Raw genomic sequence first — 13731 nt, forward strand, 5'->3', positions numbered from 1 at the left:
CCGTAGACAGGAGGCTCTCAAGTTAGTCGTGCATGCGGACGATTAATTTGCCGCGCACTTTGCGTGTTTGTAGCTGTTCCAAACCATCTTTTAATCGTTCGAACGGCAAGACGTCCGTGACGAGGTCGTTCAATTCACCCGCCTCGAGTAGCTTCATCATCTCTTCGGCCATATACGACAAGTTACGGATGGCCCGCTCGTTCTCACTCGCATGGGCCGCACCGAGGGCAACTTCATGAATCGACGGCGACAGCGTGAACCCTTTCATGTTCGACATGTCAGGTGGACCGGCGATATAAGCGAGCTGTCCACTGAACGCGAGCCGGTCGAGGTCCGCCGTCGCCACATCGCGTCCGACCGTGTTCAAAATCAGGTCGACACCGCGACCGTCTGTCAGTTCCATGATTTTCTCCGTCACGTCCTCGACGTTGTAGTCGATGGCGACATCGGCACCGAGTGATGTGACCCAGTCAAAGTTTTCCGGCGATGCCGTCGTGAACACTTTAAGCCCAAGTTTTTTGGCGAGTTGAATCGCGTAACCACCGACTCCTCCCGCTCCGGCGTGGACGAGAATCGTCTCTTTGTCGCGCGTGTTCAACTTCTGCATGATAGCCTCATACGCTGTCATGCCGGCACAGAGGATGGCCGCAGCGGCCTCGTCGCTCACTTCCGGCGGAACGACGGCGCAAGCACGCGCATCGACGACCGCATACTCGGCGAAGCCGCCGTTGTTTCCAAGACTCGTATGGACGGCGACACGTGAACCGGTAATGATATTGGCGATGCTCGAACCGACTTCGACGACTTCCCCGACCAGGTCGACGCCGAGAATGTGTGGGTACGACCAGTTCGGGTTGCCGTTCGTGCCGACTTTATAGTCGACCGGGTTCAACGCGACCGCTTCGACTTTGATGAGCAGTTCGCCCGCATCTGGTGTCGGCCGCTCCACCTCACCGATGTGTAGATGTTCTAATCCAGGTTGATCAAGTAGCCAAGCCTTCATGCTCAATACGCTCCTTCCGAATACGTCAGTTCATAGGAATGCGAGTAGATTTCGACGAGGTTGCCGAACGGGTCTTCACAATACACCATCCGGTACGGTTTATCGCCCGGGTAATATTCCCGGATTGGCATCCGTTGTTTTCCGCCATGGGCGACGATTTTCTCAACGAGCCCTTCGATGTCCGGGTCTTGAACACAATAGTGGAAAATACCCGTCTTCCAAAACTCGAAATTATTCTCCGGCTTCTCATTGTTTGGGAACTCGAACAGCTCGATGCCAATCTTATCACCCGTCGACATGTGGGCGATTCTGAAGCTGCCCCAGCCCGGTCCGAATACGTCCGAGCACATGACACCGATCGGCGAGTCGTCCTCGACGACTTCCGATGGTTGCATGATGGTGTTCCAGCCCATCACGTCCTCATAAAATTTAACTGCTTCGGTCACACTCGGGACCGATAGCCCGATATGTGAGAATGTACGTGGATATGTCACTGTCATCCGCTCCTTTTTGTTTGCTCAATTTGATGGATAACGATACGATACCTTCATCGAAGCAATAAAAAAAGTACGCACATTCAAGTAACTACCCGAAAGCGAGGCGAATTGAACATGACGACCCCGTTCCCCGTCAATAAGGCGCTCGACATCATCGGCGGTAAATGGCGGCCTCAAGTGTACTGTACGCTCGAGAACGGCCCGCGCCGCTTCTCGGAGATTCAGCGCGCCATCCCTGACGTCAGCCGTAAAGTGTTGACCGACCAACTCCGTGAACTCGAACAACTTGGCATGGTCCGCCGCATCGACTATTCGACCGAGAAACAGCTTCACGTCGAATACTCGCTCACCGAGGACGCACTCAGCCTACAACCAGCCATGAAGGCGCTCTGCTCTTGGGGCGAGACACACGACGAATAAACCCGCGCCGAATCCGGCGCGGGTTTTGTCATGCGGCGAATAGACTGATGAGGTTTCCATCCGGGTCGATGACGATGGCATAACGTTGTCCCCAAAACGCATCCCACGGTTCGCGATGTGAGGCATAGCCGTGCCCGACAATCGCTTCATAGCACGCATCCAGTTCATCCCGACTGTCGCACAACAAGGCGAGTTCGATCCGGTGCCCCGTCGCCGGTTTCCATTCCCCATACACCGACTCCGCCACTTCGACCGTATCGAAGGCGAGCCGGACACCGCCGTCATCGATTTCGACGTGCGCTTCCCCATCCATCGCTTCCGGGATCGATAGGCCGAGCAAACGGTAAAAATCGAGCGCCCGTTTCATGTCTTCGACGACGATGCCAATCATATCTAGCTTGATTCCCATGTGATCACCTCATTTTCCAAGTTGGTGGTGCTATGATGAGTGTAGCACTACATCCTGCTCGTGAAACGAGGAAATTCAAATGACCCATCAATTCGCTGTCCTGACCCAGCCACAGGCGGAAACAATCGCCTACACATGGCACTACGAAGGCGATTATGCGTTTTACAATATGGCGGCCGACAAAAACGATTTAGCCGAATTTTTAGACGTCGGACAGCGCGGACAGTCGGTGTTCGCCATCACGTCTGACGGTGCACTCGTCGGGTTCGTGAGCGTCGCGCAAACGGATGCTGAAACGGTCGATATCGGTCTCGGCATGAAGCCCGATTTGACCGGGAACGGGAGCGGACGGACGTTCGTCACATCGATTCTCGACTTCGTCAAAGCGACGTACTCACCTCATCGCATCACCTTGTCCGTCGCCGCCTTCAACGTGCGGGCAATCCGTGTCTATGAGTCGTGCGGGTTCACGCAGACCGGTTCGTTTCAACAACCGACGAACGGGAGCACGTTCACTTTCATCCAAATGGAACGTCAAGAAAGTCCTCAGAACCAACCGTTCTGAGGACTTTTCCTATGTGAGCTGCTTCTTTTGGATGTATGACAAGCCGAGCGCCGCTATCAAAATTGTGCCTTTGACGATGTCTTGGGCGTAATATGGCACGTCCCACATCGTCAGTCCGTTCAGCAAAATCCCAATCAAGATGGCACCGATCAACGTACCGACGACGTTCGGTCGTCCGGTCCCGAAGACGGCGTAGCCGATATAGGCGGCCGCGACGGCGTCCATCAACAGCGGTGCCCCGGCCGATACTTGTCCGGTACCGATGCGTGACGCCAAGATGATGCCGCCGATGGCCGCGAACAGACCGCTCAACACGTACGCGTACAGTTTGATCCGTGTGACGGCGATGCCGGAGCGGCGGGCCGCCTCGACGTTCGAGCCGACGTAATAAAACTCGCGTCCCGTCTTCGAATACGTCAAAAATAGATGCGCCCCGGCGAAGAAGAGAATCATCAAGATGGCGACGAACGGGACAGGACCAATCGAACCTTGGCCGATGAAAAGGAACGACGGGATAAAACGTCCCGGTGCCGTCCCTCCTTCAATCGGCATGTTGTCGTAGATTGAAAAACCTTTCGTATACGTCAATTGGACCCCGTTGATGACGTACATGATGGCCAGCGTCGCGAGCAAATCCGGTAACCGGAACTTGATCGTCACGAGCGCGTTCAACAGCCCGACGAGCACGCCGAGGGCAATCGGGACGAGCAAAGCGACGAGCAGTTCTTGACTATGTAACACGAGACTCGACGCCGCCCCGATTGTCGCGAGGCTCGCCGTCGAGCCGACCGATAAGTCGAATCCGCCGACGATGAGCGAGAACGTCACCCCGAGGGCGAGAAGCGAGACGATTGACACGGACTTGATGATGTCGCTGAAGTTCGCGTACGTCAAAAATTGGTCGTTCGTCACGCCGAAGACGGCGATGAGTGCGAGAATCGCGAACAACGTCCCGTATTGACCGATGCCACTGAAGCGTTTCGTGCGTTGTTTGATGACGAGTTGGGCCATGTTAAACCCCTCCTTTCTGTTGCCAACGGCCGCGGTCGAGCCAAAGCGTCCGGTTGGCGATCAATTCTAGTTCATGCGGTTCACTCGACGTAAAGATGACAGTCTTTCCACTTTTCGCGAGGCGGGTGACGAGTTCATAAATATCCCGTTTCGCCGTCACGTCGACGCCTTTCGTCGGTTCGTCGAGCAGATAGACGTCCCGGTCCTCGAGGAGCCATTTGCTGAGGACAACTTTTTGTTGATTCCCCCCGCTCAGCTCTCGGACCGGTTGCCCGACCTGGTCGTATTTCACACGGAGCGAGGCCAAGACGCGCGTGACTGCGTTCGCCTTCCCTTCGATCGCGAGGACGTTCCGTTCAATCGAATCGTCGAGGAAGAGTCCCTGTTTCCGGCGTTCTTCCGGTACGAGGGCGAACCCGGACCGGACCGCCTGACGCGGTTCGCGAATCTTGATTGGTTTCCCGTCCAACGTCATCTGTTGTTCAACGCCGGAGAGACCGAATAGCGCCTCGATCAACTCCGTCTTCCCGCTCCCGGTGACACCGCCGATGCCGACGACTTCGCCTTTATACGCCGTGAACGGCAAACTCGTCCCGAACGCGGGTAACGTGAGCTCTGCCTGAATCCGCATCTCGGTTTCCGGAACGGCTTTCTCTACCGCTTCTGCCATGTCAGATCCGCTCAAATACGTATGGATATCCCGTTCTGACAACGCCTGAAACGGCCCTTCATAGGCGATACGGCCATCCCTGAGGAACGTCGTCGTCGTGGTGACGCGCGACAGTTCGTCCGACCGATGCGTGATGAGAAGAATGCCGACACCTTCCTCTGCGAGCGACTGCAATAACGTGAGCAGTGACGTCGCATCTTCCGTCGACAAGGCGGCCGTCGGTTCGTCGAGCAAGAGGTAGGCCGCATCACTCGCGAGCGCCCGGGCAATCAAGACACGTTGTTTGACGCTGAGCGGGAATCGTCCGACCGGTTCGGTCACGTCAATCTCTAGTCCGACACGTTCCAAGTAGGTGGCCGCTCGCTGTTTTAGTTCACGAGGACGAATCCGTTCGACCGCCTGCCACGGCACGACGTTTTCGTAAATCGGTAAATCGAGATAGAGGGCGTCATCAACTTCTTGCGACACCGTGATGATCCCACGGCGTATCGCCTCGGCCGGTGTGAATGTGACCGGTGTCTCGTCGAGCTCGATCGTCCCGGATGTGGGGATGATGGCGCCACTCAACAGCTTCACGAGCGTGCTCTTCCCGGCCCCGTTCAACCCAAGCAAGCCATGAATCTCGCCACGGCGGAGCATGAAGCTGACGTCGTCGAGCACCGTGACATCACCATAGCGTTTCGTGACGCGTTCAAGCCGTAACATCAGTCCGTCCCTTTCATCCAGTCCGACCAGGCCGCGTCTGATGCGCCCCAGTTCGGGACGTATTGACCGAGGTCGTCCATCGTTACTTTCTCGTCCGGCAAGACGTCGCGGTCGACGAGATATGGGTCGACCGAATGAATCGACGGCGTCTCTTCACCAGCTAATTTTTGATACGCGTAACGGACTTGAATCCGTCCGATTTCAGCCGGATCGGTCGCCGCCGTCACTTTCCACGGGCTACCGTCCTCTTGCATGAGCTGCAAATCTTCATCGCTCAAATCAATCCCATAGACGGCGATCTCATCGCGTCCGGCCTGTTTGATGGCACGGCTCGCACCCTTAGCGAACTCGTCCCACATCGCGAACACGGCATCAATCTCACCTTCCGGATACTTCTTCAAAATTGCTTCCATCTGGCTCTGTGTGTCGAGCGCCGTATTGTTCGTCGCCGAACCAAACTTGGCGACTTCTGTGATACCCGGGTAACGCTTCAAGAACGCATCATAAATCGTGTGGCGACGTTCCATCGGTGTGAAGCCACCAACCCAAATCGTGACGATTTTGCCTTCACCGTCCAAATCTTCGGCGAGTGCCTTGAGTGAACGCCAAGCGAGCGAATAGTCGTCTTGGTCGATGACGGTCACGCCTTCGTTCGTCAAATCGTTGTCGAACGCGACGACTTTGATGCCTTTATCGAGCGCGCGTTGGACCGGTTCTTTCAACGCATCGGCACGGCCATGGTCGATCAAGATGACATCGACGCCTTGCGTCGTCGCCGTATCGACATAGCTCGCCATCTTCGACAGGTCGTTGTCGGCATTGTACACTTTCACGTTGCCGCCGAACGATTCGACTTGTTCCGTCACCCCGTTGATATACTGCGACGAGAACGTCCCGATCGACATCTGCATGATCAGGGCTACATCGATATCTTTCGGAAGTGTGGCATTCGAGACCGAGACGGGTTTCGTCTCCGGCGTCTTCTCAGCCGGCTTCGATGGGGCCGCTTGTTCGTTCGTGCAACCGACGAGCGCCAAGACGAATGTGAATAGTAAAATTAATAGTTTTTTAGACATGAATTGTTCCTCCTACATGATGTGTGATGGCAGTCTCTGTCGGCTCGAACACACCCGCCTCGGTGATGAGTCCGGTGATGAGGTCCGGTGGGGTGACGTCGAACGCCGGATTGAAGACGGTGATGCCGACGGGTGCCGTCGGTTGACCACCGATATGTGTCACTTCTGACGGGTTCCGCTCCTCGATTTCAATCGTGTCATCCGCCGTCAAATCGAACGTCGAATGCGGCGCCGCGACATAGAACGGAATGCCGTAATGCTTGGCGAGGACGGCGAGCTGCAACGTCCCAATTTTATTGGCGACGTGACCCGTCCGTGTGATACGGTCAGCTCCAACGATGATGGCGTCGACTCGTTTTGACTGAATCGTCCAAGCCGCCATATTGTCGGTGATGAGCGTCACGTCGATATCGGCCCGGTCGAGTTCCCAGACAGTGAGGCGTGCCCCTTGCAGGAGCGGCCGCGTCTCACAGGCGAAGACGTTGAAAGATACGCACTGTTCTTTTCCGACGTAAAACGGCGCGAGCGCTGTGCCGTATCGCGATGTCGCAATGGCACCGGCGTTGCAGATCGTCAACACGTTCCCCCCGGCCGGTAACACCGTCAGTGCATGCTCACCGATGGCCCGATACGTATCGACGTCCCGGTCATACAACGCGATAGCGCGTCGTTTGATTTCCTCGGCAATCGCTTCAAAGTCGTCCCCGACATTTAAATCAAGGAGCGACTCGATCACATTTTGCAGATTGACCGCCGTCGGCCGGGTCGCGATCAAGCGGCGTCCGACGAGGTCGAGCCGACGCGTGAAGTCCGGATCGTCAACTAACCGGCCCGCCTCTTTGGCGAGGACGAACGCCCCAAAGTAAGCGATGGCCGGGGCGCCCCGGACTTGAAGCGTCTCGATGGCATGTTCGGCCTGTTCGAGCGTTTCGATTGTCACGTACCGCTCTTCATGCGGCAACAACGTCTGATCTAATACGATGAGTTCGTCCGTCTGCGGATGGAAACGGATATTTTGGACCTTCATACGCGCACCCCCGACAAAAGCGTCACCAAGTCGTCAATCGATTCGACGCTGTGGCGTTCTTTAATGAGCGCCGTCCCGAGAGCGAGTGCGTCACGTTTTCGTTCGAGCCGCGTCGCTTCCGGCAACGTCTCGAGATCGGCGACACCGGCGAGTCCGACGGCACGGCGAATGAGTTCGCAACCGGCATAGCCGATCGTGTCGCTGAAGATTGTCCGCAACAATTCGTCGACGAAACCGTCCGTATTGAACGGCTCGACAGCGCGCTCAAAGTTGGCCCGGAACGTCTTCTCGAACGTCTCCCACACCGTCAAGACGTCCGTGAAACGTTCGAAGCGTTTGAGCGGGTCATGGAACGTCGACAGCGTCAAATGGGCGATAATTTGGCCCAAATCAAAGCCGAACGGTCCGTAAAATGCGAACTCTGGATCGATGATTTTCGTCTCTTGTTGGGTCGCGAAGATGCTGCCTGTATGTAGGTCACCGTGCAGAAGCGCCTCATGTTTCGTGATAAATCCGACTTTCAGTTTCGTCACCTCGACCTTGAGCGCCTGGTCTTGCCAGAGGCGTTCGACATCTTCTCGAAGCGCCGCCTCGATGTTGTTCGACTCCGCGTCTTTGAACGGGTCGGTGAAGATGAGCTTCTCGGTGATGTCACACAGTTCCGGGTTGTAATAGTCACGTTCAATCCGCTTCTTCGCGATCGGGCCGGCCGCATAATCCGACGTCGCGAACAGCGTCTCGCCTAAAAATTCACCGACATGACGCGCGAGTTCCGGATAGCTCTCCCCTTTCAAATAACCGGTGCGGACAATCTCATAATCAGACAGATCTTCTAAAATCGTGTAGGCGAGCGTCCGGTCGCTACCGAGGACGTCCGGGACGAAACGCGGCGCCACGTTCGCAAACTCACGGAGTGCCAACTGTTCAATCCATGCCCGTTCGAGTGTAAGCGGCCAGCTCTCACCGACGACTTTAGCGTATGGGAGCGCCTGTTTGACGATTAGGCGCTGTTCGCCTTGGCGAATCCGAAACACGAGATTCAAATTGCCGTCCCCGATTTCCTCACACTCGGCGATTCCGTCTTGCAAGTATCCTAATTGACGGACGTGCTCGACGACGGTCTGTTCTGTAAATGGTTGATATGACATGATGTTTTCCCCTTCCTGTACGTTGCCCACAAAAAAAGCCCCTTTCTCCGCGAGAAAGAGGCACAGCCAAAATGGTTGTTCCTCTCATCTGTCAGACATTCGTCTGGTGGATGTAGCACCGTGCCTAGTGGTCGGTTGCTGCGGCGTCATCGGGCCAATTCCCTCTGCCAACTCGCGATAAGAGTGGTTTATTCGATTCGGTGAACTTATGTGATGAATATTACGGACTCGACGTCACAATTGTCAACGTCATTTTCCCCGTGCCACTTCGTCTTTTTTTGTGCATATATGGAAACAATTCCACGAAATATTTTTTTTGGAAAAAAAGGAATTGACGACGCGACGAATCTGTGTAAAAATTCAATTAAATTTCACAACTTCAAATCACATTCTTATCAAGAGCAGACGGAGGGACGAGCCCGATGATGTCGCAGCAACCGACCAGAGATGGCACGGTGCTAATTCTTGCAGCGAAAGCTGAGAGATAAGAGTTCATTTTTTATGATGACCTCTTGCCTCGGCATGGGGTCATTTTTTGTTTGCCTGGAAGGAGGAACCATATGAGTATCACTGCCACATATGAAATCAAACGGACGGATGCGGTCGCAAGTATTGCCGACAAAATCGCCCTCGAGCTGACCGTCGGCACATGGACCGAGCTACGTCATTTAGAGCAAGAGCAGTTACAGGCGTACCGGGGTGAGGTCGTATCGACCACCCATACGGAGACGACGAGCCGGTTCACGATCCGCTATCCGTTACATAATGTCAGCCCTGACTTTTCATCCATCTTGACGACGACGTTCGGGAAACTATCCCTCGACGATTCGATTCGGTTAATCGATGTGACGTTGCCCGAAACGCTCGCCCCTCATTTCAAAGGCGCCAAGTTCGGCGTCGACGGGATTCGCGAGTTGCTCGGTGTCCATGACCGTCCGCTCGTCATGAGCATCTTCAAAGGCGTCATCGGGCGTGACCTCGCGTTTCTCGAGCAGCAACTCCGCGATCAGTTCGCCGGCGGCATCGATATCGTCAAAGACGACGAAATTTTATACGACAATCCGCTCACGCCGTCGCTCGAACGGGCCCGGATCGGAGCGGCCGTCATTCAAGCGCACTTTGAGGCGACCGGGAAGCGTGTCCTCTACGCCATCACGCTGAGCGGTCCCGTTTTCGGTCTTCGCGACCAGGCGCTCCGGCTGATTGAGGCCGGTGCGACGGCGCTCCTATTCAACGTCTATACGTACGGTCTTGACGCACTGCGCGAACTTGCGAACGACCCAGACATCCGTGTGCCGATTTTAGCTCACCCGGCCTTTGCCGGCGCCTTGACCGGGTCCATCAGTCATTCGCTCTTACTCGGTAAACTCCCACGTCTCGCCGGGGCCGATTTGACGCTCTTCCCATCTCCGTACGGTTCGCTCGCGACACCGCGGGACGAGGCGTTCGCGATTCGTGACCTGAGCGCCGAACCGCATTGGTCGAAACCGATTTTACCGGTCCCGTCCGCCGGGATTCATCCGGGACTCGTCGCTGAGATCATTCGTGATTACGGGACTGATGTCGTCATCAACGCCGGCGGTGGCATTCATGGACACCCGGACGGCGCAGCCGCTGGGGCTCGCGCTTTCCGCCAAGCCATCACTCACGCCCTCGGTCAAACCGAAGGACAGACGAACGAACTCGATACCGCGTTAAAGGCGTGGGCGTCACGATGACGGTCCATATCCTCTGCGACTTCGACGGGACGATCACGGCGGAAGACAATATTATCGCGCTGATGAAGGCGTTCGCCCCGCCCGCTTGGGTCGAGTTGAAAGATGCGGTCCTCGAGCAACGGATCTCGATTCGCTCCGGGGTCGGTCAAATGTTTCAACTATTGCCGAGCGCAGATGCCCCGGCTTACCGTGATTATTTGTTGGAGCGAATCACGCTCCGTCAAGGGTTCCCGTCATTTTTAGAACAAGTTCGGGCAAACGGTTGGAAGTTTGACGTCGTCAGCGGCGGGATGGATTTTTTCGTCCATCCGATTTTAGAAGGTCACGTCGATCCCGAACACATCTACTGCAACGTCGCCGACTTCTCCGCTGAGACGGTAACCGTCGCTTGGCCGCACGCTTGCGACGAACAATGTACGAACGATTGCGGTTGTTGCAAACCGACGCTCGCTCGTCGCATCGTCAATCCCGCCGACCGCTTAATCATCATCGGTGACTCGGTGACCGATTTCGAGGTCGCGAAGCGTGCCGACTTTGTCTATGCCCGCGGGCAACTCATCACGCTCTGTGAAGCAGCAGGCATCCGTTACGCCTCATTCGAGACGTTCGACGACATCACTCATCATTTGAAGGAGGTGGCCATATGAGCCTCACAGCACGTTGGCTCGAACTGGCCGACATTAAAGACGAACTCGCCGCCCGCGACTGGTTCCCCGGAACGAGTGGGAATTTGGCGATTCGCGTGTCCGACGACCCGCTCGAATTTCTCGTCACGGCGAGCGGACGCGATAAACGGAAACGAACGCCGGACGACTTTGTTCACGTCGACGCGGCCGGACGCTTGATTGGAGAACAAACGGGAAAACCATCCGCTGAGACGTTGCTCCACGTCGAAGTGTTCAATCGGACGGATGCGACTTGTTCGCTCCACGTCCATACGGTCGACAATAATGTCATCTCCGAGCTCCATGCCGCCACCGGCGAAGTCGTCTTTACCGGCCAAGAGATCATCAAGGCGCTCGGCTTCTGGGACGAGGATGCGGTCGTCCGCGTGCCGATTATCGAGAACCATGCGGACATCCCGGCACTCGCGGCCACCTTCGCCCCCCATATCCACGCAAACGCCGGCGCCGTCCTCATCCGCAATCATGGCATCACCGTCTGGGGCGAGACCCCGGCCGCGGCCAAACGCTATTTAGAGGCTTACGAGTTCTTGTTCAGCTATACGTTAAAACTACGCGCCCTAGGCGTCCATTCATAAGGAGGAACCAACCATGGCAACTATCTATTTCCAACAAACCGAAGAACGTTACGTCAATCAAACTGAAGTGAGTGCCTTTTTAGAGTCACGCGGTATTTTGTACGAGCAGTGGGACATCACAAAGCTCCCAGAAAACCTGCAAGAGAACTATCAGTTGACGGATGAGGACAAACAAGCAATCTTGTCGACGTTCCGTGACGAGATTCGCGACGTATCGGAGCGTCGCGGCTACGAGACGGCAGACGTCATCTCATTGTCGGATGCGACGCCGAACTTGGACGAACTGCTCGTCAACTTCCAAAAAGAGCACCACCACTCGGATGACGAGGTTCGCTTCATCGTCAGTGGCCACGGCGTCTTCGCCATCGACGACGCCGAGCGTGGCTATTTCAATATCGAACTCAACCCGGGCGACCTCATTTCGGTCCCGGTGAACACACGTCACTATTTCACACTCCAGGATGATCGTAAAGTCGTCGCCGTCCGCATCTTTGTGACGACGGAGGGCTGGGTGCCGATTTACGAGAAACAGGACGTGACTGCATAAAAAATGAGGTTAGGAAATAACTAGACAATTTGAAAAGTTTTTAACAAAAAGAGGCCACCTGGACGAATGATTCGTTCCAGATTGCCTCTTTTATCGATTTACGCAGTCATGTCCCAGTTACAAAAACACACTACATTATCTATTTTTTGATTTCCTCAAAATTATATTAATATTTCTTGTAATATTTTTTGGTCACATTGTAGTATCGAAGCACAAAAATCAACTTTAACCCACCAATGTGGATTGGACTTTTCATTTATATACGTTATCTTTACGTGAACGTCTGCATCGTTGTCAATTAACATACAAATATACTTACTATAGTATCTTGGTACATATCCTAATTTAGTTCCATGCTGTGTGTAAATTGCTATAGCCCAGGAATCATGTTGATTCCCTGGTTCCTTTTCCAATATCAATGGAGTATCATAGTTAATCTTCTTCTCAAACTGATGAAGATTGTTTTGATGTCGCATACCTTGAATGTAAAAGCTTGTTTGGATTTCACTCTCTTGTTTCGTAATGGGCTCTTCTAATGAATAAGTATCATTAGCTATCTTGCCACGAGTAGCTTTTAGGATATCCATTTTGTCTGCAGCTTCGTCTAATCCCAGATCACGTAAAATCATAATATAATCATGTCGATTTTTAGATGGGATGCGTTGATCGAAGGCTGTAAAAAGATTTATTGATTTATACACTTCATCTAAATTCGGGAATAGTGGGTGAGGTTTGTATCCATGGTTTATTGCTTCTGTGAACTACTCACCACTTGCTTGCTTCGCAACCTGAAGTGGGAGCTTCTTGGGAAGATCGTACTTTTACTAGCTACGATTATGGACCAAGCTCGTCGGGCAGTCCCTGCCCTGAAGACATGATATCCTCGGCGAGGCGCAACAGGTTGAGGCTCGCGTTGACGTCGCGGTCGTGGTGCGCGCCGCATGTCCACTCCCGGATATGCAGGCCCTTCCTGCCGCCGTTCTCGCCGCAGGCCGAACAGACCTGGGTCGAGGCGAACCACGGGTCGGCCTTGATCAGCGTCCGCCCATAGAACTTACATTTATATTCGAGTTGGCGGACGAACTCGCCCCACCCGGCGTCCCCGATCGCTTTCGCCAGGCGGCGGTCCTGCATCATCTCCCTCGGTCTCAACGTCTCGACCACGACGACTTGGTTCTCGTCGACGATGCGTCGCGACAGCTTGTGGAGGAAGTCGTGCCGGCGGTTCCTGACCTGCTCGTGTGTCTTCGCGAGGAGGAGCCGGGCCTTCTCGCGGTTCCTGCTGCCCGGTTTCTTGCGGGCGAGCGCGCGTTGCGCCCGTTTCAGCCGCGCCTCGGCCTGTCGCAGGTTGCGCGGGTTCGCGATCTTCTCCGTGAAAAGCGTGTCGTCCGTCATCGTGGCGAAGTGCACGAGGCCGAGGTCGATCCCGACCGTGTGCCCGGCCGGGACCCACGGCTCGTCGTCCTGCCCGACGAGGAGCGACACGAAGAACTTGCCCGTCCTCGTCATCGACACGGTCGCCGAGCGGATCTCGCCGTCGAAGTCGCGATGCTGTGTGAACCGGATGAACCCGACCTTCGGCAGACGGACTTTTCCCGCCTCGATGCGGATCGTGCCGTGCTGGTTGTTCGTCGTGTAGGACGCGCGCGATTTCCGTCTCGACTTGAACACCGG

Annotated in this window: 16 protein-coding genes and 2 riboswitches; of the genes, 6 read left to right on the forward strand and 10 right to left on the reverse strand. The window is 55.1% G+C overall.

Annotated elements, in window-relative coordinates:
- Nucleotides 1-22: 22 nt before the first annotated feature.
- Together KNP02_RS04535 and KNP02_RS04540 are read right to left on the reverse strand one after the other, a co-directional pair.
- Entirely contained in the window at nucleotides 23-1003 is a 981-nt protein-coding gene (locus KNP02_RS04535) for a zinc-binding dehydrogenase (protein WP_214710050.1), read from the reverse strand.
- 2 nt (nucleotides 1004-1005) lie between these two features.
- Complete coding sequence (locus tag KNP02_RS04540) at nucleotides 1006-1497, reverse strand: lactoylglutathione lyase family protein (protein WP_214710048.1); 492 nt, start codon at nucleotides 1495-1497, stop codon at nucleotides 1006-1008.
- Between the two features lie 117 nt (nucleotides 1498-1614).
- Between KNP02_RS04540 and KNP02_RS04545 the strand changes: the two genes are divergently transcribed.
- The gene (locus tag KNP02_RS04545) at nucleotides 1615-1920 is read left to right on the forward strand and encodes a winged helix-turn-helix transcriptional regulator (RefSeq protein WP_138858700.1); all 306 of its coding nucleotides are present in this window, start codon (nucleotides 1615-1617) and stop codon (nucleotides 1918-1920) included.
- A gap of 28 nt (nucleotides 1921-1948) precedes the next feature.
- Here the strand turns inward: KNP02_RS04545 and KNP02_RS04550 are convergent, their stop codons facing one another.
- Nucleotides 1949-2329 (reverse strand): VOC family protein, encoded by a 381-nt coding sequence (locus tag KNP02_RS04550; protein ID WP_214710046.1) that lies wholly within the window; start codon nucleotides 2327-2329, stop codon nucleotides 1949-1951.
- Nucleotides 2330-2408: 79 nt separating this feature from the next.
- Here KNP02_RS04550 and KNP02_RS04555 point away from each other — a divergent pair, with 79 nt between their 5' ends.
- The gene (locus KNP02_RS04555) at nucleotides 2409-2894 is read left to right on the forward strand and encodes a GNAT family N-acetyltransferase (protein ID WP_214710044.1); all 486 of its coding nucleotides are present in this window, start codon (nucleotides 2409-2411) and stop codon (nucleotides 2892-2894) included.
- A gap of 9 nt (nucleotides 2895-2903) precedes the next feature.
- On the opposite strand, the gene KNP02_RS04560 is transcribed toward KNP02_RS04555, so the two are convergent.
- The 5 genes from KNP02_RS04560 to mtnK are packed head-to-tail and all read right to left on the reverse strand — an operon-like array spanning nucleotide 2904 to nucleotide 8531.
- Nucleotides 2904-3905 carry an ABC transporter permease gene (locus KNP02_RS04560; protein WP_114165249.1) on the reverse strand — a complete coding sequence of 334 codons (1002 nt, stop codon included), beginning with the start codon at nucleotides 3903-3905 and terminating at the stop codon, nucleotides 2904-2906.
- Nucleotide 3906: 1 nt separating this feature from the next.
- Nucleotides 3907-5280: a sugar ABC transporter ATP-binding protein gene (locus KNP02_RS04565; protein ID WP_214710042.1), complete on the reverse strand. Its 1374-nt coding sequence runs from the start codon at nucleotides 5278-5280 to the stop codon at nucleotides 3907-3909.
- A complete protein-coding gene (locus tag KNP02_RS04570) occupies nucleotides 5280-6356 on the reverse strand; it encodes a sugar ABC transporter substrate-binding protein (protein WP_138858696.1) in 1077 nt (358 codons plus the stop codon). The genes KNP02_RS04565 and KNP02_RS04570 overlap by 1 nt, the downstream gene beginning before the upstream one ends.
- The gene (mtnA, locus tag KNP02_RS04575; protein ID WP_214710040.1) at nucleotides 6349-7383 is read right to left on the reverse strand and encodes an S-methyl-5-thioribose-1-phosphate isomerase; all 1035 of its coding nucleotides are present in this window, start codon (nucleotides 7381-7383) and stop codon (nucleotides 6349-6351) included. Before mtnA ends, KNP02_RS04570 begins: the two co-directional genes overlap by 8 nt.
- Nucleotides 7380-8531, reverse strand: a complete 1152-nt coding sequence (gene mtnK, locus KNP02_RS04580) for an S-methyl-5-thioribose kinase (protein WP_214710038.1) — start codon at nucleotides 8529-8531, stop codon at nucleotides 7380-7382. The genes mtnA and mtnK overlap by 4 nt, the downstream gene beginning before the upstream one ends.
- 81 nt (nucleotides 8532-8612) lie before the next feature.
- Nucleotides 8613-8715, reverse strand: a riboswitch (SAM riboswitch).
- Nucleotides 8716-8920: 205 nt separating this feature from the next.
- Nucleotides 8921-9022: riboswitch (SAM riboswitch) on the forward strand.
- Nucleotides 9023-9091: 69 nt separating this feature from the next.
- Here mtnK and KNP02_RS04585 point away from each other — a divergent pair.
- The 4 genes from KNP02_RS04585 to KNP02_RS04600 are packed head-to-tail and all read left to right on the forward strand — an operon-like array spanning nucleotide 9092 to nucleotide 12057.
- Nucleotides 9092-10249, forward strand: coding sequence for a 2,3-diketo-5-methylthiopentyl-1-phosphate enolase (locus KNP02_RS04585; RefSeq protein ID WP_214710036.1), 1158 nt, complete (start codon nucleotides 9092-9094; stop codon nucleotides 10247-10249).
- Complete coding sequence (locus KNP02_RS04590) at nucleotides 10246-10896, forward strand: 2-hydroxy-3-keto-5-methylthiopentenyl-1-phosphate phosphatase (RefSeq protein ID WP_214710033.1); 651 nt, start codon at nucleotides 10246-10248, stop codon at nucleotides 10894-10896. Before KNP02_RS04585 ends, KNP02_RS04590 begins: the two co-directional genes overlap by 4 nt.
- The gene (locus KNP02_RS04595) at nucleotides 10893-11510 is read left to right on the forward strand and encodes a methylthioribulose 1-phosphate dehydratase (protein ID WP_214710031.1); all 618 of its coding nucleotides are present in this window, start codon (nucleotides 10893-10895) and stop codon (nucleotides 11508-11510) included. Before KNP02_RS04590 ends, KNP02_RS04595 begins: the two co-directional genes overlap by 4 nt.
- A 13-nt stretch (nucleotides 11511-11523) precedes the next feature.
- Complete coding sequence (locus KNP02_RS04600) at nucleotides 11524-12057, forward strand: 1,2-dihydroxy-3-keto-5-methylthiopentene dioxygenase (RefSeq protein WP_214710029.1); 534 nt, start codon at nucleotides 11524-11526, stop codon at nucleotides 12055-12057.
- 161 nt (nucleotides 12058-12218) lie between these two features.
- Here the strand turns inward: KNP02_RS04600 and KNP02_RS04605 are convergent, their stop codons facing one another.
- Nucleotides 12219-12686 (reverse strand): HIRAN domain-containing protein, encoded by a 468-nt coding sequence (locus tag KNP02_RS04605; RefSeq protein ID WP_214710027.1) that lies wholly within the window; start codon nucleotides 12684-12686, stop codon nucleotides 12219-12221.
- Nucleotides 12687-12891: 205 nt separating this feature from the next.
- A partial coding sequence (locus KNP02_RS04610) for an RNA-guided endonuclease InsQ/TnpB family protein (protein ID WP_214751462.1) occupies nucleotides 12892-13731 on the reverse strand: 840 nt, incomplete at its 5' end.

It is taken from the genome of Exiguobacterium sp. s40 (genome assembly GCF_018617905.1).
Lineage (GTDB): Bacteria > Bacillota > Bacilli > Exiguobacteriales > Exiguobacteriaceae > Exiguobacterium > Exiguobacterium mexicanum_A.